Below are 22,509 nucleotides of genomic sequence, written 5' to 3'. Positions count from 1 at the left end.
GCCGAGGTTACCCGGCGACTCCGGTGATCATGGAGACGATCTCGTTCTTGTCGGTCTCGGCGGTGTTGCGAATGCCGATCTGTTCGCCGCGTCTGAGGACGCAAATGCGGTCAGAAAGTTTGAACACCTGATCGAGGCTGTGGCTGATGATCAGGATCGCGAGGTTCTTGCGCTTGAGGCTCTCGATGAGAGTCTCGACCTTGCCCGTCTCGGCCACGCCAAGAGCGGCGGTGGGTTCATCCAGCAGCACCAGTTTGCTGGCCCAATGGGTTGCGCGCGCAATGGCAATCCCCTGGCGTTGCCCGCCGCTCAGATCGCTGATCGTCGAAGATGCCGAGGGGATGCGGACATCGAGCTCGTCCACCAGATCCTGAGATTCCTGCCGCATGCGCGCCTTATCGAGAAGGCCAAAGGGCGGTTTTGTCAGCTCGCGCCCGAGGAACATGTTCATAAATACGGGTTGCTGATCGGCCAGTGCCAGATCCTGATAGACGACCTCGATCCCCTTGCTGCGCGCCGAGCTGGCATCGCCAAAGCTCGTCTCCTCGCCATCCAGTTCGATCTTGCCGGAGGTCGGTGTGTAAACACCCGAAATGATCTTGATCAGGGTCGATTTCCCCGCTCCGTTGTCCCCCACAAGGGCGACAATTTCCCCGGCTCTGAGATCAAGCGAAAAGTCCTGTATCGCAATGACACCGCCAAAGGCCTTGTGGATGTTCTTCAGGGACAGAACTGCGGGTTCGTTGCTCATGAAATTGCCTTTTCCGGCCAGCCTGCGGCCTGCCCAAAAATATTCTCGATGGTGGTCACTTTGGGGGTGCCGCGCGAAACGCCGGAGAGGCCGACGATATTGGCGCGCGTCACAAAGGCCTGACCGCGGAAGCCAAAGACAACCGTATCGCCGGTTTTGGGTTTCACGCGGCCTGTTGCATCGATCATGCCGTAGTAGTCGATGGCCGAATAATCGGGAATTTCAACGCTTGCGAGGGCTGAAGCCGCGGTAGTGGGCTCTGAGGATACCAGGGCCTTTACGTCATATTTGGGGAACACCGGGTCGATGTAGAGCCCGCCACCAAAGCAGAAGGCGTTGCCGCCATGGTTGTGTGACACCTCGGTGAGATAGAGCACAGCCGGATCTTCGGGCAGATCCTCCACCGCATGCAGAGGGGTTGTGCCATGCAAGGCGTTGCCCGGCTCGCATTGCGTGGCGCCCGCTTCGGCCAAGGCCGAGAGCACCACAGCGGAGTTTGTCCCCGGTGCGTTGACTTCGATCCGATCGCGTCCCGCTGCGGCCAGCGCTTCGCGTGCTTTGGCGAGGGTCTGGAGATTGGGCGTTGGCTTTACCTTGCGGGTGTCTTGATCAAACAGCAGCGCGGGGAACGTGGTGATCCCTGCAAATGCCCCGCCCTCAAGCGCCTCCAGCATATCTGCGACCGCGCAAATATCCTCTGCGGCAAAGCCCCCCTCGTGGCCGCGGTAGAACACGTCGCCACTGGTCTGGATGCGCGCCAACAGGTTTTGTTCCCGACCCGCACGATGCGCGGCTGCTGCGGCCTCTCGGGCCTTGTCGTTGCTGAAGACGGTCCAATAGTCGGGTCTCAGGTCGCGAGCGGCAAGATCCACATGCACGCGGGGCACCTGGACCAGATGGCCAAGGTGGCCGGTCTTCATGCCGGCGCGGTCGCAGGACACCGCGCAGTCCAGATCCACGGCGACAGATTTCTCGATCCCGCCGCGCATCACGGCCTGACAGAACCCGGAGTGACGACCAACCTGCTTTGTCATCGCAAAGGTTTTGAGCCCCAGTTTTCCGGCTTCGGAGGCAAAGTAGCGCGCGTTGCTTTCGACCTTGTCGAGGTCCAGAACATAGGAATTCGGCGGGATCAGCCCCTGTTGGTGCAGGGCCTGTGCGGCTTCGATAAAGCTTGGGTTGCGGCGGATCAGGACATCTAGGAACATTTCTTTTCCTCCCTTAGCGGCTGGTGTCGCGCAGTGAGATGGCAACGGCCAACAGGATAATCAGGCCACGGACGATCATCTGGTCCGACACCTTGAGGTTCATCAGAATAAGGCCATTGTTGAGCATCCCCATCAGGAGCGAGCCCAAGAGGGCACCGATCACGGAGCCTTTGCCGCCCTTCAATGCGGTCCCCCCGACGATCACGGCGGCGATCACGGTCATCAGATCGCTTTCACCGAGGGTGTATTTGGCCGCCTGCAGACGCCCTGCATAAAGCAGCCCCGCCAGCCCTGCGGTGCCACCACAGATCATCATCACATAGAGCCGCACGCGGGGCACCTTGATCCCTGTGACCTGCGCCGCGCGGGGATTGTCACCGGTAGCCAGCACATGCGCGCCGAACCGTGTGTGGCGGTAAACGATATGCCCAAGCCCCACGGCAATGACGGTCCAGATCAGGAGCGATGGGACCGAGAACAGCTTGCCCGAGCCAAAGAGGCCGGTGAAGCTGTCGTTCATCACCGGAACCGATCGCAGATCGGTCATGGACCGCGCGATCCCGGCAAAGAGCCCCATGGTCGCCAGCGTCACGAGGAAAGAGGGCAGCTTGAGATAGGCCACCAGAGCACCATTGAGCGCCCCGATCAAAATGCCGACGCCAAGACCAGCGGCAACGCCGACAATCATAGGATGCTCGCGCAACACCACCGCAACGGTCAGAGCCGACACCGCGACGATGGAACCAAAGCTAAGGTCGATTTCCCCCGCGCTCAGCGCAAAGACAAGACCAATCGCCATGATCGTCGCAGGGGCGGTCTGCAGCACGATATTGGTCAGATTGCGCTGGGTCAGGAACCCGTCGTCATGGAGCGTGATGGCAAAGAACAGGAAAATCGCGACGAAGCCGAAATAGACCACCGTCTGCTGGAAGTCGAACCCGGAGAAGCGTTGTTTGATGGCGGTCATTCTAGTCTCTCAGACTGCGGCCGGTCGCAAAACCGGCGCCAAGGGGCAGGTGTGGAAGGCAGCACCACATGTGCAGGGTGCCAAAGGGCCCGGTCCGCCTGCGCGTGAGGAGATCTGGGGCAATCGCTCTGCGCAGGCCATGGCAAACGCAGAGCAATCACTTGGGTGGTCACACGGGCGATCAGTTGCCAGTGACGCTCTTTGGGGCGTCGATGTGCAGGGATCGCATCCAGCCTTCGGCCACATTCTCAGCGGTGACGGTCACTGCGGGGGCCACCACGAATGGAGGGACGTCCTTGCCCAAAAGATCAAGGATCGCAGCTGCGGCCATGGCGCGGCCTAGCTCATAGGCTTCGTCGGCAACGATGGCTGCAACATTGCCGCCCCGAACCATATCGAGCGCCACCGGCTCCGAGAGATCAAGCGTCACCACTTTGGTGGTGTCATTGCCATTTGCCCGAAGTGCGGCCAGAACGCCCTCGGCGGGACCAGCCCAGGTCACGTAGATGCCCCCGATGTCAGGGTTGCGCAGCAACATCGCGTTGGCAATGTCCTCAGCGCGGGCAGGGTCGCTGATGCCTTGCTCTGCTACGATTGAAATTTCCGGGTAGTCGTTTTCAATGGTGGTCTTGAAGGCGTTATCGCGCTGGTTGGTCACATAATAGTCGGCGTCATGGTAGATCCAGCCCACGGTGCCCGCCCCGCCCATGGATGCGGCCAGCGCGTCTGCAGCCTGCTTGCCCATCTGGAACAGATCGTCGGTGACAATCGCCGCGTAATCCTTTGCGTGTTCATAGTCAGAGGGCACGTTGGACAGGAACACCAGCTTCACGCCGTTTTCCTTGGCTTCCTCAAACGCGGCGGCAGAGGTTACCGGATCGAGGGGGAGTGACAGGATGATGCTCGGGTCTTTGCTCAGGGCGGTTTCGATATCGCTTCGCTGTTTGGCGGCGTCGAACCCGGCGCTTGCGGTGGCGACGACTTCGATCCCGGCGCGCGCCAGCTCATCGGTCGCGCCTGCCGTCACAGCATTTACAAAATCGCTTTGGTCATGCCAAAGGAGCGCGGCGGTGTGATTGCCGCTGCGGATCGTCTCGAGGTCTCCGTCTTCGACCATGATCGATGCCGTTGGTGTCGCGGCCTCGCCCTTGGGGCCAACCGTCTGGGCAAAGGCCGATGACGTGGCCAGGGCCAGGGCGGCGCCAAGCGCCACGGTGCTGAGATAGTGTTTCATTGGTTTCCTCCCGTTTTATTCATTGGTCCCGCAGTAGCGCGTCATGAACAGCGCATAGGCGCGGATCGCGGCGAGATACTCCTCGACGTTGATGCGTTCCTCGAAGGTATGTGCCACGCTGATGTCGCCCGGCGCGCAATAGACGGCGGGGCAGCCGATCTGGTTCACCAAAAACGGTGTCTCCGACCAATAGGGCGCGCCGGCAATCTTGCCGCGGGCCTTGTGCGTGTCCTGAATACAGCGTCCAAGGCTGAGCGCGTCGCCATGATCAGGGGCGATCTCGACCGGCGAGCCGCCATAGGGATGATCGCGACCAGCCGGATACGAGATGCGGATTTTGATCCCCTCCTCTACGGCTACCGCGTCAATCACCGCTTCAAAGGCGGCAACAGCGGCATCGAGATCCTCGCCTGGGCGTAGTTTGCGGATTAGCGACAGCTCACATTCGCCGGGCACCGCGATATATCCGCCGCCTTTGATTTCAGTGACAAGAATATTGGAGGTGCCGACAAGATCGTGTTTTGGACCGAGTGCCAATTCTTCTTGGTGACGCCAGATTGCCGCGAGCAAGGCGTGGGTAGCCCTGAGCGCATCCACGCCTTTTTCCGGTGTTCCAAAATAGGCAGATGTCCCGGTGATCTTGACGTCAGCGATGAAGAACCCGATTTGCGCGGTGTAGACATCAAGGCAGGTCGGCTCCACGTAGACGGCAAAATCAGGTGTCGTGATCTCGCCCGATTGGATGCGCGTCACCAGATCCGCCGCCCCTGCGCTTACGCCTGTGCCTGATTCGCCGCTTTCTTCGTCGCCGATGAACGCATAGGTCACATCGCCCCGGAGCGTGACGCCCGCGCGTTCCAGAAGCCGCATGGCCGCAAGAGAGGCGCAAATGCCGCCTTTCAGGTCACAAGCGCCTCGCCCCCAGATCTCCCCGTTGATGAGCGGCGCCGCAAAGGGATCTTCCTTGACCGTGCCCGCCCATTTCTCGGACCAGCCGCGCACATGCACGGTATCGGTGTGACCGGCGAACATAAGCGTCGGGCCGTCGCCAGAGCCGGGTTTGCGCCCCCAGACATTTGGCCGACCGGGCAGAAAGTCGGCGCGCTTGGGTGCCAGCCCCAACTCCCCCATCTGAGACATCAGGAAAGGCGCGAAATTGGCCTCATTGCCGGTGACGCTTTCGCAGCCAAGCGCCTGTTGCAACAGGGCAATGTCCGCATCTCGATCCTGAAGATCAAGCAGCCGTTTGGAGAGGTCGCAACTCATGCCACACCCTCGCGAAAGGCGCTGATTTCCGGCGGCGGGATGACGATGTTTGCATTCGGGAGCCCGCTTGAGAACAGCGCGATGTGAAGCCGAGACAAGGCAACCGAAGCCCCCCCGGCCAGAGCTGCATGATTGCCCAGAACCGAGGTTTCAATCGGTATGTCTCGTGGAAAGCTCCGGGCAATCTCGCGTTCGATCATCTGGATCAACTCGGGACGCGCGCCGATCGAGCCGCCAATGACGATGCACTTCGGATCTATCACGGCGGCAATCGTGCCGATTGCGCGCGCAATATAGGCGGCGGTGGTTTGCAGCACACGGCTTGCCGCCGCCTCGCCCGCCAGATGGGCTTCAAAAATCTCGGGCACAGTTTTCTGCGCGCCGGTTTCTGCCAAATAGCCGTTCACGATGGCAGAGGTGGCCGCCATGCGCTCCAAGGCTCCAATCTGGCGGCTTTCGGGTTCTGTGGGATCTGCCCCAAAGGGGATAAAGCCGACTTCGCCTGCGGCGCCGCGTGCACCACGCACCAACTGTCCGCCGATCACCACACCTGCACCGATACCGGTGCCGATCGACAGGTAGACCAGATCATCCGTTTCACCCTGATGAGTCATCCAGTGTTCGCCAAGGGCGGCAAGGTTCACGTCATTTTCCACCAGCACTTCGATCCCGAGACGCTGGTTCAGCAGGGTGGGGAAGTCGATCTCGTCAATGCCCGCGATATTGGGTGCCATCTGAATGCTGCCGGTTTCGGCGTCAGGCGCGCCGGGCACGCCGACCACGACGACCCGGACCTTCTCCTGCGCGATACCATGGGCGCGGGCCGCCAATCCAACGATGCGGGCGATCTGGTCCACCACTGCTTCGCCGCCATCCTGACAGGTGGGTTCGGCGAGCTCTTCGACCACGGCGCCAGAGAGATTGCACAGTGCCACGCGCACTTTGGTTCCGCCGAGATCAACGCTGGCGACCAAAGCGGCATTGGGCACGATTTCATAGACAACCGCGCGCCGTCCGACGTTGCCCTCGGTGCGTCCGACGGTCTGAACCCAGCCGTCGTCCTCCAGCGAGGAGACAACCTCGGACACGGTCTGTTTGGAGTACCCTGTCATCTTCGCAACGCTTGCGCGCGAAACTGGACCATAGGTCGTGATCGCCTGCACGATGTTGCTAAGGGTCATCCGGCGCGAGAGGTTCAAGGGGTCGGCCACGGCACTTCCTTTTAGTTCGTCCAATGACCGAACTAATTGGATTCACACACCGAGTCAACACAGTTGATCTGTGCGGCTCGCGCGCGCTGATCCCATCGCGATCCGCCTGCGCGCTGTCTTAGACATCGCACAGGCCTGTTTTTATTGCGCTTTTATCAGCTCATTCCCCCGAGACAGATGTTCTTCAGCTCAACAAAATCGTCGATCCCGTATTTTGACCCTTCGCGTCCGAGGCCCGATTGTTTGATGCCACCAAAGGGAGCGACCTCGGTTGAGATGAGGCCGGTGTTGGCTCCGACCATCCCGCTTTCGAGGGACTCGGCAACCCGCCAGACCCGGCTGAGATCCCGCGCATAGAAATAGGCGGCAAGACCAAACTCGCTGTCATTGGCTAGGGCGATCACCTCTTCTTCGCTGTCAAAGCGTACTAACGCGGCAAGCGGGCCAAAGGTTTCCTCGTGGCACACCACCATATGCGGGTTCACATCGCGCAGCACGGTGGGCTCAAAGAACGTTCCGCCCAGATCCGAGCGGTGCCCGCCGGTGACAATCCGCGCGCCTTTGCCCACCGCATCGGAGATATGCGCCTCAACCTTGCGCAGGGCGGCTTCGTTGATCAGGGGGCCTGCAGTCGTGGCGTCATCAAAGCCGTTCCCGACCTGCAAGCTCTTCACCTCTCCGGCCAGTTTCTCCGCAAAGGCATCATAGACCGAGGCCTGCACGTAAATGCGATTGGCGCAGACGCAAGTCTGACCATTGTTGCGGAACTTCGCGATCATCGCCCCCTCGACCGCCGCATCGAGATCGGCATCATCAAATACGATGAAGGGTGCGTTTCCACCAAGCTCGAGCGACATTTTCTTAATGGTGCCAGAAGCTTGTTCCATCAGGATGCGTCCGACACGCGTGGAGCCGGTAAAGGTGATCTTGCGCACCTTCGGATTGGTGCAGAGCTCTCGCCCCACCCCCGGCGCATCATTGGAAGGGATCACATTGAAAACACCCGCAGGAATCCCGGCCCGCTCGGCCAGTACCGCCATCGCCAGCGCCGACAAGGGGGTCAGCTCTGCGGGGCGGGCGACAAAGGTGCAGCCTGCAGCCAGCGCCGGGCCAACTTTGCGCGCAATCATGGCATTGGGAAAATTCCATGGCGTGATGGAACCCACGACGCCGATGGGTTGCTTCAGCACCATGATGCGCTTGTCACGCTGCGGGCCAGGAATGACATCGCCGTAGATGCGTTTTGCTTCTTCGGCGAACCATTCGATGAAGGAGGCGCCATAGAGGATCTCGCCACGTGCTTCAGCCCAGGGTTTACCCATCTCGGCGGTGAGTATGGTGGCAAGGTCGTCTGCGTTCTCAACCAAGAGATCGTGCCAGCGACGCAGGATACTGCTGCGTTCCTTGCCAGCGAGGGCTGCCCACGAAGGTCCGGCGGCGTGGGCGGCGTCCACCGCTTTGGCGGCGGCAGCCACATCTAGATCGGCCACCTCCGCCACCAGTCGCCCGGTTGCTGGGTCGATGACATCAAAAGTGGTGGCGCCATTGATCCACTGGCCGTTCACATAGGCGCGGGTTTCCAGCAGGCTCGGATCGCGCAGGGAGAGGGAAGTTGGAGTGCTCATATCAGGCGTCCTTTGCAGCCAGGATGGAGGCCTCGAGGATCTCGAGAGCCTCGGAAAACACCGCATCCGGTATCGTGATCGGGGCGAGAAAACGGATCACATTGCCGTAGACTCCACAGGTCAGCAGCACCAATCCCCGCTCAAGCGCCTCGGTGCGGATGGCGTTTGCCATCTCCGGGTTGGGTGCTGAGCCATCGGTGGTGTTGAACTCTGCAGCCACCATGAAACCGGGACCACGGATGTCGGCAATCTCGGGCACGCGCTCCTGAATAGCGCTCAGGCGCTGTTTGAGCCGCGCCCCAAGCGCGTTGGCGCGGGTGCAGAGGTCTTCTTCTTCGATAACATCCAACACCGCATGCGCGGCGGCAATGCCGAGCGGGTTGCCACCATAGGTGCCGCCAAGGCCGCCCGGTGCTGCGGCATCCATGACTTCGGCCCGCCCGGTGACAGCCGCCAGCGGCAACCCTCCGGCCAGCCCTTTGGCCATCGTGGTGAGGTCGGGCGCAACATCATAGCCTTCCATCGCAAAGAGATGTCCCGTGCGGGCAAATCCGGTTTGGATCTCATCCGCAATGAGCAAGATCCCATGGGCATCGCAGAGCTCGCGCAGCGCGTGCATTAGTTCTTTGGGGGCGGGGTAGAACCCGCCTTCGCCCTGAACGGGCTCCAGAATGATGGCAGCAAGGCGATCAGGATCGAGGTCCGCCTTGAAGAGTCTATCAATCGCCCCCAGCGCATCCGCCGTCGAAATCCCATGCAGATCAACGGGAAAGGGGACGTGATACACATCGGGCATCATCGCGCCAAAGCCCTTTTTGTACGGGGCCACCTTGCCGGTGAGGCTCATTCCCATGAAGGTGCGCCCGTGAAACCCGCCTCCAAACGCGAGGATGGCGGAACGGCCCGTCGCGGCGCGGGCGATCTTGATGGCATTCTCCACCGCTTCGGCCCCGGTCGTGACGAAGGCGGTCTTTTTATCAAAGTTACCCGGGACCTTGTCATTCAGTCGCTCGGCGAGACGAATGTAGGATTCATAGGGCAGAACCTGATGGCAGGTATGGGTGAACGCCGCGCTCTGGCTGCGCACGGCCTCCATCACCTTGGGGTGACAGTGGCCCGTGTTCACCACCGCGATTCCGGCTGCAAAATCAATGTAGCGGTGCCCTTCGACGTCCCAGACTTCGGCCCCTTCTGCGCGGGAGACATAGACCTGCGTTTGCATGCCGACTCCCCGGGATATGGCAGCGTTGCGGCGGATGGAGATTTCGGCATTGAGCATCTGGATCAATCCTGTGTGGAGGGGCGCAATCGCCCAGGTGTTGAGATGCAGCGCAGAATATGGCGTTGAATTTTATGCGATAGTCTGTTTCTTGTGTGTGCTAAGATACTGAATTTAATAAGTTGGATCACAGGAGTTTTCGGATAGTGAACATATCTAACGCTCAGGGCGCAGACGAGGACCTCGGCCCGCGTCTGCGCAGCGTGCGGGAAAAGGCCAACCTGTCACAACGTGCGTTGGCCAAGAAAACCGGCGTGCCGAACTCGACGATCTCATTGATCGAGTCGGGCAAGATGAACCCTTCGGTGGGCGCGCTCCGGCGTATTCTCGACGGGATTCCGATCAGCCTTTCGGACTTTTTTGCCTTTGAGCCCGAGACCGAGAAAGCCAGCTTTTATGCAGCCGAAGACCTCACCGAAATCGGCAAGGGCAAGGTCTCACTCAAGCAGGTGGGCGCCAATCTTTTTGGGCGCCAGATGATGATCCTCTACGAGACCTACGAGATCGGCGCGGATACCGGGCGGGTGATGTATGGCCATGAGGGCGAAGAGGGGGGCATCGTGCTTTCAGGGAGGATTGAGATCACGGTGGGTGCGCAGCGCAAAATCCTTGGCCCCGGCGACGCCTATTATTTCGACAGCCGCGCGCCTCATCGGTTTCGCCAGGTCGGGCCTGAAAAATGCGTGCTGGTCAGCGCCTGTACGCCACCGACGTTTTAACCGCGCCAGGCAGTATGCGCCATTTGCGGTGAGAGATAGGCGTTGCGGAAATAATCGACAAAATGGCGTGCCGCATTGGGCATCTCCTGATTGCGCCGCCACGCCAGCCCCACGTCCATCGAGGGGATCTCCCGGTCCATCACCACGGTTGAGATCCGCCGCCCCTCCAGCGACCAGGGGCGATAGACCATATCCGACAGGATCGTGACCCCAAGCCCGTTGGCCACCATGGATCGCACCGCCTCGGTCGAGGACGTGCGCATCCTGACCCGCGGCATCAGACCCGTCGGTCCCCAGTATTTCATCGAGGTGTTGGCCGCCTCATCGACAGTGAGCATGATGTAATCCTGCGCGGCGACGTCTTCGAAGCTGGCAAATTCGCGCCCGGCCAGCGGGTGATTTTGCGGCACCCAAAGACGGCGATGAGAGCGCATCAGGGTCTGCGTCGCCAACTCGGGGTTTGAGGTGTTCGAGGTCAGGATCACCGCCACGTCAAAGCGATTGGAGATCAGCCCCTCTTCGATGCTCTCGCGGTTCAGCTCGGAGATGTTGATTGTCAGGTTTGGAAACCGGTGGCTCAGCCGGTCGAGATGATAGGGCAGGAAGTAGCCACAGACCGTATAGGTCGCGGCAATATTGATGGTGCCGGTCACATCGGAATGGTTCTGGCCGATGTCCTGCGCGATCTGGACCTTTTCCATCACATCCCGCGCCGCGCTCATCAGGTCGCGTCCGGTGGGCGTCAGATCCATCCCATGCGCGGTACGGTTGAACAGCGTCGTCCCCATGCTCTGCTCGAGTTCTCGGATCGCCGTGGTGACGGAAGATTGGGAAATCGACAACTCCGATGCGGCCCGACTGACCTGTCCCAGTTCGGCCGTGGCGAGAAAGTACTTTAGCTGCCTCAGATTCATCGCGTTGCCCTTTCCTGAGTGGGAGCAGAGTCTGCGCCTGACTATCGAGCGCTTTCAGAAACTCCGCAATCAGATTATCGAAATATCCGATACTGCACTCATGGGTTGCGTGGAAAACCTCAATACTCTCGGTCCTAGGCGCTATCCAGCCTGCAATATTGAACTTTTCTTGTGAAAATAAGTTCGGAAAATCCGATAATGTAGTTTTCGATAAATGAACTTTACAAAAATGGGGTCGGCTCCTCATGCTCGAAGGATCAGAAATTCCAAGGGCGTGTGATGCGAAAAATTGTCGATCTCAACTGCGATATGGGGGAAGGCTTTGGCCATTGGGTGCTTGGCGAGGCGCCCGACGATCAACTGATGGAGCTGATCTCATCCGCCAATATTGCCGCCGGTTTTCATGCAGGAGATCCAAATTCTATGGATCGCGTGATCAAGCTGGCCAACCATTACGGCGTGGGCCTCGGGGCGCACCCCGGCTACCGCGATCTCCAGGGCTTTGGCCGTCGCTACATCGACACCACGCCCGAGGAATTGGTCAATGACATCATTTATCAGGTCGGCGCGGTGCGCGAATTCGGACGCCGCCACGGCATCCGCCTGCAGCATGTGAAGCCCCATGGAGCGCTTTATATGGAGGCCGCGCGCAACGAAGATCTGTCGCGACTGATGATCGAGAGCCTCGCGGCAATCAGTGGAGACCTGATCGTCTATTGCATGGACATCTCCAAGACCTGTGCCATCGCGCAGCGTCTCGGTCATCCGGTGGTGCGCGAGTTCTATGCTGATCGCGATTACGGCAAGGACGGCTCTATCGTCTTTACCCGCAAGGTAGGGCGTCTGAGCCCCGAAGCGATTGCCCAGAAATGCCTTCGGGCCTGCCTTGAGGGCAAGGTGACGACGGTCGAGGGACACGACATCGACATCGCCTTTGAATCGATCTGCTTTCATTCCGACACGCCCGGCGCTGTCGAGATCGGCCGCGCGATCCGCCGGGTGCTGACTGAAAACAACATCACGATCGCGCCGTCTTCGGCTGTGCTTCAAGCGGCTTGAGCTGCGTCAAAACAAGACAACAACAGGGATACCGACATGTCCGACATCCAATCTCCGCTGCCAGGTACATTCTATCATCAGGCTTCTCCCGAAGAGCCGCCGTTCAAGGTCAAAGGCGACGCGGTCGCCGTTGGGGACGTCATCGGCCTCGTCGAGGTGATGAAGACCTTCATTCAGGTGAACGCAGAAGAAGCGGGAACCTTCGTCCAGTACCGAGTCGGAAATGCCACGCCTGTCACCGCCGGTGACGTGGTGGCGGAACTGGAATAAGCCATGACAATCCAACGACTTTTCATTGCCAACCGGGGCGAAATCGCGGTGCGGATTATCCGCGCGGCGCAAGCCCTCGGCATCCACACCATTCAAGCCCATTCCGAAGCTGACGCCGATATGCTGGCTGTCAAACTCGCCGACGAGGCGGTTTTGATCGGCCCTGCTCCCGCAAAAGACAGCTATCTCAACATCGCGGCCATCCTGAACGCTGCCAAGGACACGGGCGCCGACGCCATTCATCCGGGATATGGGTTCCTGTCCGAAAGCCCCACCTTCGTCCGTGCGGTCGAAGACGCGGGTCTGATCTTTGTCGGTCCCAGCGCCGATACCATCGAACGCATGGGGGATAAGGTTGCCGCGCGGCAAGCGGCCGAAGCCGCAGGCGTGCCAGTCGTGCCCGGATCAAAAGGGCGCGTCGACACCGTCGCCGAAGCGGTAGCAATTGCCGAAGAGATCGGGTTCCCGGTGATGATCAAGGCCGCGGCTGGCGGCGGCGGACGTGGCATTCGCGTGGCCACCACCGCGCAAGAGCTAAAGTCGCTCGCGCCACAAGCCAAAGCCGAGGCCGAAGCTGCTTTTGGTGACGGGGGGCTTTATGTCGAACGTGCGATCCTGTCGCCGCGCCACATCGAAGTGCAAATTCTGGGCGATGGCGAAAACGCCGTGCATTGTTTTGAGCGCGAGTGCTCTTTGCAACGCCGGCGGCAGAAGGTCTGGGAAGAGGCCGGGGCCGACTGTTTGGACGAGCAAACGCGCGCAGCACTTTGCGCCTCTGCCGTGGCGCTGGCCAAGGCCGTGAATTACCGTGGCGCTGGGACACTTGAATATCTCTATGACGCGGCAAGCAATGAGTTCTTCTTTATCGAGATGAACACCCGCATCCAGGTTGAACACCCGGTAACGGAGATGATCACCGGTGTCGATCTGGTGGCCGAGATGATCAAGGTCTGCGCCGGGGCAAAGCTCTCTATGACTCAAGACCAGATCACGCGCACCGGTCATGCGATCGAGGTCCGCCTCTGCGCCGAGGATCCCTTCATGGACTTCATGCCCTGGCCCGGTCAGGTGAAATCCCTGAAAATCCCGACGGGCGAGGGGGTGCGCTTTGATCACTTTCTGTCCGAGGGCTATCAGATCCCGCCGTTTTACGACTCGCTGCTGGGCAAGGTCATCGTCCACGCCGAGACCCGCGAAGCCGCCATCGACAAGCTGGTTGTCGCGTTGACCGAATTGGACATCGACGGAACAAAGACCACCGCACCGCTGCACCTTGCGCTGGCGGCTGATCCCGATGTCCGCGCGGGCGCGTTTCACACCCAATGGCTCGAACCCTGGCTAGAGGCCGGGAATCTCACTGCAAAAGGAGATGCCGCATGAAGACGCGCTATACCTACGGAGGGGACGAACATGTCTACGTCGAGATCGACGATGAGATGTCTCTCGACGCCTTCTTTATCGCGCTCTCGCTGTCCAAACTGGTGCGCGAGGCCAATATTCCGGGCGTCACCGAAATCTGCCCGGCCAATGCTTCGTTTGAGGTGCGCTTTGATCCCGATGTGATCGCGCCGGACGAGATGATGGCCCGCATTCGGGAACTCGAAGGCGCAGCCAAAGCGCAAGAGAAACGTCTCGACACACGGATTATCGAGATCCCGGTGTTTTACGAAGACCCCTGGACGCATGAGACCCTGATGCGGTTTCGCGAGCGGCATCAGGACCCCTCTGGCACCGATCTGGATTATGCGGCGCGGATCAACGGGTATGACGATGCTGCGGCCTTCATCGAGGCGCATCATTCCCAACCGTGGTTCGTGTCTATGGTAGGTTTCGTCTCAGGTCTGCCCTTCCTCTATCAGCTGGTCGAGCGCCAGAAACAGCTGGAGGTACCCAAATACCTGCGCCCCCGCACCGATACGCCCAAGCTCACGGTCGGCTATGGGGGCTGTTTTTCCTGCATTTACTCCGTGCGTGGGGCAGGCGGTTACCAGATGTTCGGGATCACCCCGATGCCGATCTTCGATCCCGAGCAGAAGATCAGCTATCTCAAGGACTTCATGGTTTTTTTCCGCCCCGGTGACATCGTCAAATGGAAGCCGATCGACCGCGCAGAGTATGACGCGATTACCGCGCAGGTCGAAGCAGGCAGCTATGTGCCAAAGATCGCAGAGGTCGCCTTTGATCTCGATGCCTTCAACAAGGACATGACCGGTTTCAACGCCAAACTGATGGAGGCCCTCAATGACGCTTGAGATTGTGAAGCCGGGACTTGCAACCACTGTGCAGGATCTGGGGCGCCCGGGCTATTTCCATCTTGGAATCCCCGAGGGCGGTGCGATGGATCGCCTTGCGCTGCGGGCGGCGAACATGCTGGTCGGAAACGAGGATGGCGCGGCCTGTCTCGAGGCGGTCTTTATGGGCCCCGAGGTGAAGTTTGGCGCGGATATGACCGTCGCTGTGACCGGGGCTGAGCTGCCGGTGCTGCTGGACGGCATGCCACGCAACACGTGGTCGAGCATTTCGGTCAAAGCCGGGCAGGTGCTCTCGTTTGGGTTCCTCAAAGAGGGGGCGCGGATCTATATCGCCGTCTCAGGCGGGATCGACACGCCGCCTGCGTTGGGGTCTCGTTCCACCTACGCGATCGGCGCGCTTGGCGGCTTTGAGGGCCGTCCCGTTGCGGCCGGAGATGTGATCCCGCTGGGGCGGGGCGCGGGGATGCCGGAGGGGCGCATAGTGCCAGACGCGCTGCGCCGCCGCCCTGCAAAACCCGCCGCCTTGCGCGTGCTTCCCGGCCTCTACTGGCACCGTTTGACCGAAAAAAGCCAGGCAGCGTTTTTTGAGGATGACTGGACCGTCGCCCCGGAAGCAGATCGCATGGGCTACCGGTTCAGAGGCGGGCAGGCGATGGAATTTGTTGATCGTGATCAACCGTTTGGAGCCGGATCAGACCCGTCCAACATCGTCGATGGCTGCTATTCCTATGGCTCCATCCAGGTGCCCGGAGGGCTCGAGCCCATCGTTTTGCACCGCGACGCGGTCTCGGGCGGGGGGTATTTCACCCTCGGGGCCGTGATCTCGGCGGATATGGACCTGATCGGCCAACTGCAGCCCAATACGCCGGTCAAATTCATGCGCGTTGATATGGATCAGGCGCTTGCCGCTCGAAAGGCCCGCAAAGAGACCATCGAGCAGATCCGTCAGGCGCTCTCCTAGCGCCTGACGCTCCGGAGCTCGTCTCCACCTAAAAATCAGCCCGGCGTTGTCTTTCGCCCAATACCTGATGAACCAACAAGGAGTCAGAACGATGAAGCTTTTCCTAAACACGGCCTCGGCGCTCTTGCTGTCGGTGGCGCTGCCTGCCACGGCCCAAGAGGCGTGGTTCCCCTATCCTGCCGAAGAGGTCACACCGGCGTTTTCCGCCGACGGCTCGGTTGCCGAGATCACCTATGAACCCCTCGCCGCCGCCGAGAAGCCTTGGAATATCTGCGTGTCCTTCCCGCATATGAAAGATGCCTATTGGCTGGGCGTCGACTATGGCGTGGTGGCCGAAGCCGAGCGGCTCGGCGTCAATCTCAATGTGGTGGAGGCGGGCGGCTATACCGAGCTCAACACCCAGATCAGCCAGATCGAGGACTGCGTGGCCAGCGGGGCGGACGCGGTGATCGTCGGGGCGATTTCCTATGACGGCCTGAACAATGTCATCAGCGAGGTCGCGGGCAAAGGCATCCCGGTGATCGATGTCATCAACGGTGTGTCCTCCACGGAGATTGCCGCCAAATCACTGGTCTCGTTTCGCACCATGGGGTTTGAGACCGGCAAATACCTTGCCGAAAAACATCCCGCAGGCGCGGATCCTGTGACCGTCGGCTGGTTCCCGGGCCCCGCAGGCGCGGGGTGGGTCGAGGCCGCCAATACCGGCTTTATGGCCGCGGTTGAAGGGTCTGCAGTCAAGGTGTTGGAGCCGCGCTATGGCGACACCGGCAAAGAGGCGCAGCTCAAACTCGTCGAAGACGTGCTGCAGGCCAATCCCGAGATCTCGTATATTGCAGGCACGGCCGTGACCGCAGAAGCGGCGCAGGGCGTGATCCGCGAACGGGGCCTCAAGGGTGAGGTCGACATCCTCGCGTTCTACATGACGCCGGGGGTCTACAGTGGCATTCAGCGCGGATTCATTACCGGTGCGCCTGCGGATTCAATGGTGATTCAGGGCCGTGTCGCGGTCGATCAGGCGGTGCGGGTGCTGGAGGGCAAGGACTACCTCAAGCACGTCGGGCCCAAGATCTTTGTTGTGGACCAGGACAACGTGAAGGACGTTGCGCGCGAGAATATCCTGCCGCCTGACGGGTTCTCTCCGGTTTTCAGCGTCACGCAATAAGCGACACTTTTGCAGGCCGGGTCCTCTCCCCGCTCGGCCTGCTTTTTTCAAGGAACAAGTGATGTCCAAGCTGATCGAGACTCGCGGACTAACCAAAAAATACCCCGGCGTTGTCGCGCTGGATCACGTTGATTTTGATTTGGAGCCGGGCGAAGTGCATGTGCTCTTTGGCGAAAACGGGGCGGGGAAATCCACCCTGATCTCCATGCTTGCAGGCGCCAATGCCCCAAGCGAAGGTCGCCTGCTGCTGAACGGAGAAGAGGTCCAATTCGAGAGCGTGGCAGATGCGCAAGCCAAAGGGATCTACACCGTTTTTCAGGAGTTTTCGCTGATCCCGACACTGACGGTCGCCCAGAATATCTTTCTGGGATGGGAGCTGCGCTTCGGCCCGTTTCTGGATCACCGCGCGATGCGTGCCCGCGCGCGCGAGATGCTCGCAGAATTGGGGTTCGACATTGACCCCGCCGCCATCGTCGCCCAGCTGTCGCGCGCCCAGCAGCAAATGGTAGAGATCACCAAGGCCTTTCACGGTGATCTCAACGTGCTTATCCTTGATGAGCCTACCGCCTCTCTAACGGATCGCGAAGTCGATCACCTGTTTGAATTTGTTGCCAAACTCAAGGCGCAAGGGGTGGGGATCGTCTATATCTCGCACCGCATCCAAGAGTTTGAGCGCATCGCAGAGCGCGTGACGGTCCTGCGGGACGGGGCGGTGATCGGGACTGTGGCCATGGCCGAGACCGATGAAGACGCCCTGGTTGAGATGATGACGGGGCGCGCCTTTGACCAGATCTACCCCAGCATCACCTTCTCGCCGGGCGAGACACTTCTCGAGGTCTCTGACCTCACCGCCCCGGGCATTTCAGGGGCGTGTTTTCAGGTGCGCCGTGGCGAGGTGCTAGGGGTGGCTGGATTGGTGGGATCAGGAAAATCGCGCCTGTTTCGCGCGGTGATGGGGCTGACCCCTGTTCAATCCGGCAGCATCCGTTTCAAAGGCGCCGACATCACCAATGCCCCCACCCGCAAGATCATTACGCGCGGCATGTACTATCTCTCTCCCGATCGCAAGGCGGAGGGTCTGGATCTGGCCAAAAACGCGCGCGACAACCTCGCGGTGAATATCATTTCCGGCCAGCGCCACAGCGGCCACGGGCCCTTCATTCCATGGGGGGCTGTCAACGCCAGGATCGATCAGATCTCCGATCATGTGGAGCTGCACGCAGGCTATCGCAGCAAGCCCACCTCGCAACTTTCAGGCGGCAACCAGCAAAAGGTGCTGTTTGGCAAATGCTTTGGTCAGGACGCCGATCTCATCATCTTTGACGAGCCCACGGTCGGTGTCGATATGGGTACTCGGGCCGCCCTGTACCTGTTGATCAAGGAACTGGCTGAGGCCGGCAAGGCGATTGTCGTTATTTCCTCTGATCTGCCTGAAGCGATGAATATCGCCCATCGTCTCCTGGTCCTCGCGCATGGAACCATCACCGCCAGGCTGAGCGCTGACGAGATGAGCGAAGACACTGTTCTCAAATACTTCTTCGATGAAACCGGAGCCTCACAATGACCACCCAAATCCTGCCATTAAATCCCTTCGGAGTGATCCGGAAAATCTTTGTCCGGGTGGGGGTGCTCCCCTTTTTCCTGCTGGCGGCGCTGGTGGTGTTTAGCCTGCTGTCGCCCAAGTTTCTGACCGGTCAGAACATCGTCAACGTTATGCGTCAGTCGGTCTATCTGGTACTGGTGTCCCTGGGGCAGATGCTGGTGCTGATCTCGGGCGGCTTTGATCTCTCGGTTGGGACCGCGATTGCCCTGACCTCGGTTGTCAGTGCTACGGCCATGGTCTGGCTTGCGGGTATCTTTCCCGATGCGATCTTTCTGGTGATCCTTCTGGGCGCGCTGGCGGGGCTTCTGGCGGCGGCCTGCGTGGGGCTCTTGAACGGGATCGGGGTCGCCTATTTTGATGTCTCACCCTTCATCATGACGCTTGGGGCGTCGTCGCTCGCGGGGGGCGCTGCACTGCTGCTGACCGGCGGTGTGCCCGTGTCGGGCTTGCCCTTTGCCTTTGCTGATGTCTTTGGCTTTGGCCGCCTCTGGGGGGTGCCGGTGCCCGTCATTGTCGCCATGATCTGCATAGCGGTCATGTGGGTTTTCATGTCGCGGACCTCGCTCGGTACCCAGGTCTATGCGGTTGGCGGCAACATCAAGGCGGCGCATCTTTCTGCGATCAACACCAAACGGACGCTGATGATGACCTATGTGGGTTGCGCTCTAATTGCCGCGCTGACAGGGCTTTTGCTGACCGCGCGCGTGGAAAGCGGCGAAGCCAACCTCGGCGGGTCGTTGACGCTCGAATCCATCGCCGCCTGCGTGATCGCCGGGGTTTCCCTGCGCGGCGGCATCGGCCGGGTCGAAAACGTGGTTCTGGGCGGGTTCTTCATCGTTCTGGTGCAAAACGGAATGAACCTCGCGCAGGTGTCTTCCTATATGCAGATGGTCCTTCTGGGCGCGCTTTTGATCCTCGCGGTGATCTTTGACCAGCTGCGCTATCGGATGATCATGGGCACAAACTGACGTTTGCCGACAATGGCTCGGGCGCGCAGAGGTCTGCCAAGGGCGTCTGCGCGTCTATTGTGCCTTGAGCGGCACAAACCCAAGCGTCAGCAGGCAGAATGCGGCGATCAAGCCGAAAATCCACAGCTGCAAGCGCGGTCCTTCGGCCTTCCAGACCGTGCGATAGCGATAGCCGGCGAGACAGGCGATGACGAAGAGCACAGTGGCGCCTGCGGGTGACAGGGTCAGATCGGTCAATTTTGTTTCCTTTGTCGGAACACATTTACTCAGGCGAGATTTGTAATACCGTATAAAGTGATAAAGAGAGGAATTGCCATGCCTGCTTCATTTACTCCCAAGACCCGCGGCTCCGAGACATCGGATAAAAAGACCAGCAGCCAGACATTGGACACCAATATGTCTGCTGCGCGGGCAACCGTTGGCGATGTGCTCGCAAGCAAGAATGGCGAGCTTTACTGGATCAATCCCGAGGACACTGTCGCCAAGGCCGTGGAGGTTCTGCGCGACAGGGGAATTGGCGCGCTTTTGGTGAAAAACGCGCAAGGTGACCTAGTCGGGATTCTCTCGGAGCGCGACATCGTGCGTCGGTTGGCGGACACGCCCGGCGCCACCTTGCCGCAAACGGTCGAAGGCCTGATGTCGCGCGACGTCATCACCGCAACCACGGATCAGTCGGTGGTCGAGGTGCTGCGCCTGATGACAGACGGGCGCTTCCGCCACATGCCGGTGCTGGAACAAGAGCAGCTCGTCGGGATGATCACCATCGGAGACGTGGTGAACTTCCGACTGACGGCGCTTGAATATGAAGCGCTGCAGCTCAAACAGCTTATTGTTGGATGAAACCTGAACCACATTTGGACAGGTGCAAACGCGCGCAGCACTGATGCGTGGCGCGCGTTTGATGCGGAGCGTGAGCAGCCCTAGGCTTTGGACTTCTGTAACGGCGGTCGTCAACCGGTTTTGCGCAAGACAATTGATCCGCCATAGCGGTTTTTGATGTTCGTGGTGCCCGTCTTGGCTTCTGTCGGGGGGGGCGGCTGAGGTCCTTGGGGCATAAGCTTCGGTTCGTGTTCAGAGCGGCGGCTGCAAGCCTGATGTTGGATCGATATAAGCCGTTTTGTGCCAACAGCCTTGATCCAGTCCCGCACGGCCTCAGCAACGAATTCTAGGCCCTCATCTGAACGTATGAATTACGATAAACCGCGCAGGGTGAACAGGTTGTTCATCACACCAATGACGTTGCCTGAGTTCAGCTTCCTGTCGACGCGGATCGCCAAGCATTCTCTGCTGTATTCATCGGCGATGTTGAGCGTACGGAACGCCTTTCCGTCTTCCGTGCGGCAATGCACGAAGTCATAGCTCAATACATGATCGCGGCGTTCCGGTCGTAGTCGAAGGCACGACCCATCATTGAGCCATGGGGGCTCCGCCCGTTTGGGCGCTTGCACGATCTACAGGATCGTTCATTACCGCGTGAACAGCTTCAAACTCCTTTCGCGGCTTCCACCAAGATCAGTTTGTTCAGCGTCCGATCAGAAACAGCTTTGCAAAGCTGCTCATTCTCTTTCTGAAACCGCTTCAGTTCCCTCAATTGCTCAGTGCCCACTCCGCCGTACTTCTTCTTCCAGCAGTAATAGGTCTGTTCCGTCACGCTGACCTGCCCCCCGCTGGTCGCTCGTTCATAACGAGAGTCTGCAGGTTGGTGATGTGCTACCCAACGTGCCCTCGGCCGTTGTTAGAATTTCCGCGGTTCCATCAGGTTCACGGGCTGGTGTCGTGAACTGATTTCATCAGGTCTGCCGGGACCTTGTTCCCGATAGCCCCGTGCGGGCGTTCTTCATTGTAGTCTCTACGCCAAGCCTCCAACTTTTCGGCTGCATCTTCAAGGCTCATGAACCAGTGCGCGTTCAGGCACTCCGCCCGGAACCGGCCATTGAACGCCTCGATGAAGGCGTTGTCGGTAGGTTTGCCCGGACGGGAGAAGTCCAATGTCACGTCGTTGGCATAGGCCCAAAGGTCCATATCCTTGGAGATGAACTCGCTGCCCTGGTCAACACGGATGGTGGCTGGGTAGCCGGTGCGCTTGCATACTTGCTCAAGCGTCGCGACCACGTCCTCCCCGCGATATGTGAACCGAGCATCAAGCACCGGGACATAGCGTGAGAAGGTGTCGACGACCGTCAGAACCCGAAGTTTCCAGCCTGTAGCCAGCTGATCATGAACAAAGTCCATAGCCCAGACGTCATTGGGGCTGACAGCCTCCTTGCGGTCATCCCGCAGCTTGGCCTTCACCCGGCGCTTAGGTGTCTTGCTCCGAAGTTGCATACCCAACTCCTTGTAAATGCGATAGGTCTTCTTGGCGTTGATCTCCCAGCCCTCCCGGCGCAGCAGCACATGCACGCGCCTGTAGCCGAAGCGCACGCGCGTCTGGCAAATCTCTCGTATCCGCTGTTCCAAAGCGGCCTGCCCAGGCCGGCGGGATTTGTAGCGATAGGTTCTCGGATCGAACCGGATCACCTCGCAGGCCCGGCGGATCGACACCTGCCAATCCGCCCGCATCCCGTCGACCAGCGACCTTTTCCGGGCAGGCCTCAAAGCTTTCGCTTAATGACGTCCTGCAGCATTTCCTTGTCGAGCGCGAGATCCGCGACGATCTTCTTCAGACGCGCGTTCTCCTGCTCGAGTTCCCTGAGCCGTTTCATCTCGGATGGCATCAGGCCAGCATATTTTTTCTTCCAGTTGAAAAATGTCGCCGTGCTGATCCCGGCCTTGCGGTAGACCTCGGCCACCGAGGTGCCGTCCTCCGCCTGCTTGATGATGAACGCCTTCTGCGCGTCCGTGAACTTCGATGCCTTCATGCGTTTCCGCTCCTCTCCCAGCCAGGGTTTCTCTGCGGAAAACTCTAATCAAAAACGGGGGCGTTTTCGGGGATCACATCAGCCGCCGCCACTCTGACCACGAACCGAAGCATGCACCCCAAGGACCTCAGCCGAAAGCCCCGACAGAAACCAAGACGGGCACCAAGAACATCAAAAACCGCTATGGCGGAACAATTGTCTT

The 22,509-nt window shown here is 59.8% G+C and carries 21 protein-coding genes and 2 pseudogenes; 10 read left to right on the top strand and 13 right to left on the bottom strand.

Annotated features, from left to right (window positions below; genetic code table 11):
- Positions 1 to 7: 7 nt before the first annotated feature.
- From TM1040_RS01770 to TM1040_RS01735, 8 genes are all read right to left on the bottom strand, one after another.
- Positions 8 to 751 carry an ATP-binding cassette domain-containing protein gene (locus tag TM1040_RS01770; protein ID WP_011536886.1) on the bottom strand — a complete coding sequence of 248 codons (744 nt, stop codon included), beginning with the start codon at positions 749 to 751 and terminating at the stop codon, positions 8 to 10.
- A complete protein-coding gene (locus TM1040_RS01765; RefSeq protein ID WP_011536885.1) occupies positions 748 to 1,959 on the bottom strand; it encodes an alanine racemase in 1,212 nt (403 codons plus the stop codon). Before TM1040_RS01765 ends, TM1040_RS01770 begins: the two co-directional genes overlap by 4 nt.
- A gap of 13 nt (positions 1,960 to 1,972) precedes the next feature.
- Entirely contained in the window at positions 1,973 to 2,926 is a 954-nt protein-coding gene (locus TM1040_RS01760) for an ABC transporter permease (RefSeq protein ID WP_011536884.1), read from the bottom strand.
- Positions 2,927 to 3,107: 181 nt separating this feature from the next.
- Complete coding sequence (locus tag TM1040_RS01755) at positions 3,108 to 4,160, bottom strand: substrate-binding domain-containing protein (RefSeq protein WP_011536883.1); 1,053 nt, start codon at positions 4,158 to 4,160, stop codon at positions 3,108 to 3,110.
- Between the two features lie 15 nt (positions 4,161 to 4,175).
- Complete coding sequence (locus TM1040_RS01750; protein WP_011536882.1) at positions 4,176 to 5,426, bottom strand: M20 family metallopeptidase; 1,251 nt, start codon at positions 5,424 to 5,426, stop codon at positions 4,176 to 4,178.
- The gene (locus TM1040_RS01745) at positions 5,423 to 6,637 is read right to left on the bottom strand and encodes an ROK family transcriptional regulator (RefSeq protein WP_011536881.1); all 1,215 of its coding nucleotides are present in this window, start codon (positions 6,635 to 6,637) and stop codon (positions 5,423 to 5,425) included. The genes TM1040_RS01750 and TM1040_RS01745 overlap by 4 nt, the downstream gene beginning before the upstream one ends.
- 155 nt (positions 6,638 to 6,792) lie before the next feature.
- Entirely contained in the window at positions 6,793 to 8,262 is a 1,470-nt protein-coding gene (locus tag TM1040_RS01740; RefSeq protein WP_011536880.1) for an NAD-dependent succinate-semialdehyde dehydrogenase, read from the bottom strand.
- Between the two features lies 1 nt (position 8,263).
- Positions 8,264 to 9,541, bottom strand: coding sequence for a 4-aminobutyrate--2-oxoglutarate transaminase (locus TM1040_RS01735; RefSeq protein ID WP_011536879.1), 1,278 nt, complete (start codon positions 9,539 to 9,541; stop codon positions 8,264 to 8,266).
- Between the two features lie 146 nt (positions 9,542 to 9,687).
- Between TM1040_RS01735 and TM1040_RS01730 the strand changes: the two genes are divergently transcribed.
- Positions 9,688 to 10,260, top strand: coding sequence for a cupin domain-containing protein (locus TM1040_RS01730; RefSeq protein ID WP_011536878.1), 573 nt, complete (start codon positions 9,688 to 9,690; stop codon positions 10,258 to 10,260).
- On the opposite strand, the gene TM1040_RS01725 is transcribed toward TM1040_RS01730, so the two are convergent.
- Positions 10,257 to 11,174, bottom strand: coding sequence for a LysR family transcriptional regulator (locus TM1040_RS01725; protein ID WP_011536877.1), 918 nt, complete (start codon positions 11,172 to 11,174; stop codon positions 10,257 to 10,259). The genes TM1040_RS01730 and TM1040_RS01725 overlap by 4 nt on opposite strands.
- Positions 11,175 to 11,453: 279 nt before the next feature.
- Here TM1040_RS01725 and TM1040_RS01720 point away from each other — a divergent pair, with 279 nt between their 5' ends.
- The 8 genes from TM1040_RS01720 to TM1040_RS01685 all read left to right on the top strand — a co-directional run bounded on the left by TM1040_RS01720 (position 11,454) and on the right by TM1040_RS01685 (position 19,449).
- Positions 11,454 to 12,233, top strand: a complete 780-nt coding sequence (locus TM1040_RS01720) for a 5-oxoprolinase subunit PxpA (RefSeq protein WP_011536876.1) — start codon at positions 11,454 to 11,456, stop codon at positions 12,231 to 12,233.
- A gap of 36 nt (positions 12,234 to 12,269) precedes the next feature.
- A complete protein-coding gene (locus tag TM1040_RS01715; protein ID WP_011536875.1) occupies positions 12,270 to 12,503 on the top strand; it encodes an acetyl-CoA carboxylase in 234 nt (77 codons plus the stop codon).
- A 3-nt stretch (positions 12,504 to 12,506) separates the two neighbouring features.
- Positions 12,507 to 13,883, top strand: coding sequence for an acetyl-CoA carboxylase biotin carboxylase subunit (locus TM1040_RS01710; RefSeq protein ID WP_011536874.1), 1,377 nt, complete (start codon positions 12,507 to 12,509; stop codon positions 13,881 to 13,883).
- Positions 13,880 to 14,755, top strand: coding sequence for a 5-oxoprolinase subunit B family protein (locus TM1040_RS01705; RefSeq protein ID WP_011536873.1), 876 nt, complete (start codon positions 13,880 to 13,882; stop codon positions 14,753 to 14,755). The genes TM1040_RS01710 and TM1040_RS01705 overlap by 4 nt, the downstream gene beginning before the upstream one ends.
- The gene (locus TM1040_RS01700; RefSeq protein ID WP_011536872.1) at positions 14,745 to 15,716 is read left to right on the top strand and encodes a biotin-dependent carboxyltransferase family protein; all 972 of its coding nucleotides are present in this window, start codon (positions 14,745 to 14,747) and stop codon (positions 15,714 to 15,716) included. Before TM1040_RS01705 ends, TM1040_RS01700 begins: the two co-directional genes overlap by 11 nt.
- A gap of 91 nt (positions 15,717 to 15,807) precedes the next feature.
- A complete protein-coding gene (gene torT / locus TM1040_RS01695; protein WP_011536871.1) occupies positions 15,808 to 16,878 on the top strand; it encodes a TMAO reductase system periplasmic protein TorT in 1,071 nt (356 codons plus the stop codon).
- A gap of 61 nt (positions 16,879 to 16,939) precedes the next feature.
- Positions 16,940 to 18,442, top strand: coding sequence for a sugar ABC transporter ATP-binding protein (locus tag TM1040_RS01690; protein WP_011536870.1), 1,503 nt, complete (start codon positions 16,940 to 16,942; stop codon positions 18,440 to 18,442).
- The gene (locus TM1040_RS01685) at positions 18,439 to 19,449 is read left to right on the top strand and encodes an ABC transporter permease (RefSeq protein ID WP_011536869.1); all 1,011 of its coding nucleotides are present in this window, start codon (positions 18,439 to 18,441) and stop codon (positions 19,447 to 19,449) included. The genes TM1040_RS01690 and TM1040_RS01685 overlap by 4 nt, the downstream gene beginning before the upstream one ends.
- 54 nt (positions 19,450 to 19,503) lie before the next feature.
- Here TM1040_RS01685 and TM1040_RS01680 read toward each other — a convergent pair whose 3' ends face one another.
- The gene (locus tag TM1040_RS01680) at positions 19,504 to 19,686 is read right to left on the bottom strand and encodes a hypothetical protein (RefSeq protein WP_011536868.1); all 183 of its coding nucleotides are present in this window, start codon (positions 19,684 to 19,686) and stop codon (positions 19,504 to 19,506) included.
- Between the two features lie 78 nt (positions 19,687 to 19,764).
- Here TM1040_RS01680 and TM1040_RS01675 point away from each other — a divergent pair, with 78 nt between their 5' ends.
- Entirely contained in the window at positions 19,765 to 20,289 is a 525-nt protein-coding gene (locus TM1040_RS01675) for a CBS domain-containing protein (RefSeq protein ID WP_011536867.1), read from the top strand.
- Between the two features lie 252 nt (positions 20,290 to 20,541).
- Here TM1040_RS01675 and TM1040_RS20590 read toward each other — a convergent pair.
- From TM1040_RS20590 to TM1040_RS01665, 3 genes and pseudogenes are all read right to left on the bottom strand, one after another.
- Positions 20,542 to 20,870 (bottom strand): annotated as a pseudogene (locus tag TM1040_RS20590) (transposase family protein); the annotation flags it as partial.
- 77 nt (positions 20,871 to 20,947) lie between these two features.
- Positions 20,948 to 21,109, bottom strand: a pseudogene (locus TM1040_RS20585) (transposase); the annotation flags it as partial.
- Positions 21,110 to 21,210: 101 nt separating this feature from the next.
- Positions 21,211 to 22,307 (bottom strand): IS3-like element ISSisp1 family transposase gene (locus tag TM1040_RS01665; RefSeq protein WP_085978751.1). Its coding sequence is split into 2 segments (ribosomal slippage): positions 21,211 to 22,046 and positions 22,046 to 22,307, totalling 1,098 coding nucleotides; the frame shifts between segments, so codons are not numbered across the junction.
- Positions 22,308 to 22,509: the final 202 nt, after the last annotated feature.

It is taken from the genome of Ruegeria sp. TM1040 (genome assembly GCF_000014065.1).
Classification (GTDB): Bacteria; Pseudomonadota; Alphaproteobacteria; order Rhodobacterales; family Rhodobacteraceae; genus Epibacterium.
Note: the sequence above shows the minus strand (reverse complement) of the source record. Positions and strands in the feature narration are given on the sequence as shown.

Excerpts from the sequence above, each read along its gene's own strand:
- torT (WP_011536871.1), top strand. The coding sequence starts at position 15,808 with ATGAAGCTTTTCCTAAACACGGCCTCGGCGCTCTTGCTGTCGGTGGCG.
- TM1040_RS01715 (WP_011536875.1), top strand. The coding sequence starts at position 12,270 with ATGTCCGACATCCAATCTCCGCTGCCAGGTACATTCTATCATCAGGCT.
- TM1040_RS01725 (WP_011536877.1), bottom strand. The coding sequence starts at position 11,174 with ATGAATCTGAGGCAGCTAAAGTACTTTCTCGCCACGGCCGAACTGGGA.
- TM1040_RS01700 (WP_011536872.1), top strand. The coding sequence starts at position 14,745 with ATGACGCTTGAGATTGTGAAGCCGGGACTTGCAACCACTGTGCAGGAT.
- TM1040_RS01705 (WP_011536873.1), top strand. The coding sequence starts at position 13,880 with ATGAAGACGCGCTATACCTACGGAGGGGACGAACATGTCTACGTCGAG.
- TM1040_RS01760 (WP_011536884.1), bottom strand. The coding sequence starts at position 2,926 with ATGACCGCCATCAAACAACGCTTCTCCGGGTTCGACTTCCAGCAGACG.
- TM1040_RS01740 (WP_011536880.1), bottom strand. The coding sequence starts at position 8,262 with ATGAGCACTCCAACTTCCCTCTCCCTGCGCGATCCGAGCCTGCTGGAA.
- TM1040_RS01765 (WP_011536885.1), bottom strand. The coding sequence starts at position 1,959 with ATGTTCCTAGATGTCCTGATCCGCCGCAACCCAAGCTTTATCGAAGCC.
- TM1040_RS01710 (WP_011536874.1), top strand. The coding sequence starts at position 12,507 with ATGACAATCCAACGACTTTTCATTGCCAACCGGGGCGAAATCGCGGTG.
- TM1040_RS01755 (WP_011536883.1), bottom strand. The coding sequence starts at position 4,160 with ATGAAACACTATCTCAGCACCGTGGCGCTTGGCGCCGCCCTGGCCCTG.
- TM1040_RS01735 (WP_011536879.1), bottom strand. The coding sequence starts at position 9,541 with ATGCTCAATGCCGAAATCTCCATCCGCCGCAACGCTGCCATATCCCGG.
- TM1040_RS01675 (WP_011536867.1), top strand. The coding sequence starts at position 19,765 with ATGCCTGCTTCATTTACTCCCAAGACCCGCGGCTCCGAGACATCGGAT.
- TM1040_RS01690 (WP_011536870.1), top strand. The coding sequence starts at position 16,940 with ATGTCCAAGCTGATCGAGACTCGCGGACTAACCAAAAAATACCCCGGC.
- TM1040_RS01750 (WP_011536882.1), bottom strand. The coding sequence starts at position 5,426 with ATGAGTTGCGACCTCTCCAAACGGCTGCTTGATCTTCAGGATCGAGAT.
- TM1040_RS01720 (WP_011536876.1), top strand. The coding sequence starts at position 11,454 with ATGCGAAAAATTGTCGATCTCAACTGCGATATGGGGGAAGGCTTTGGC.
- TM1040_RS01770 (WP_011536886.1), bottom strand. The coding sequence starts at position 751 with ATGAGCAACGAACCCGCAGTTCTGTCCCTGAAGAACATCCACAAGGCC.
- TM1040_RS01685 (WP_011536869.1), top strand. The coding sequence starts at position 18,439 with ATGACCACCCAAATCCTGCCATTAAATCCCTTCGGAGTGATCCGGAAA.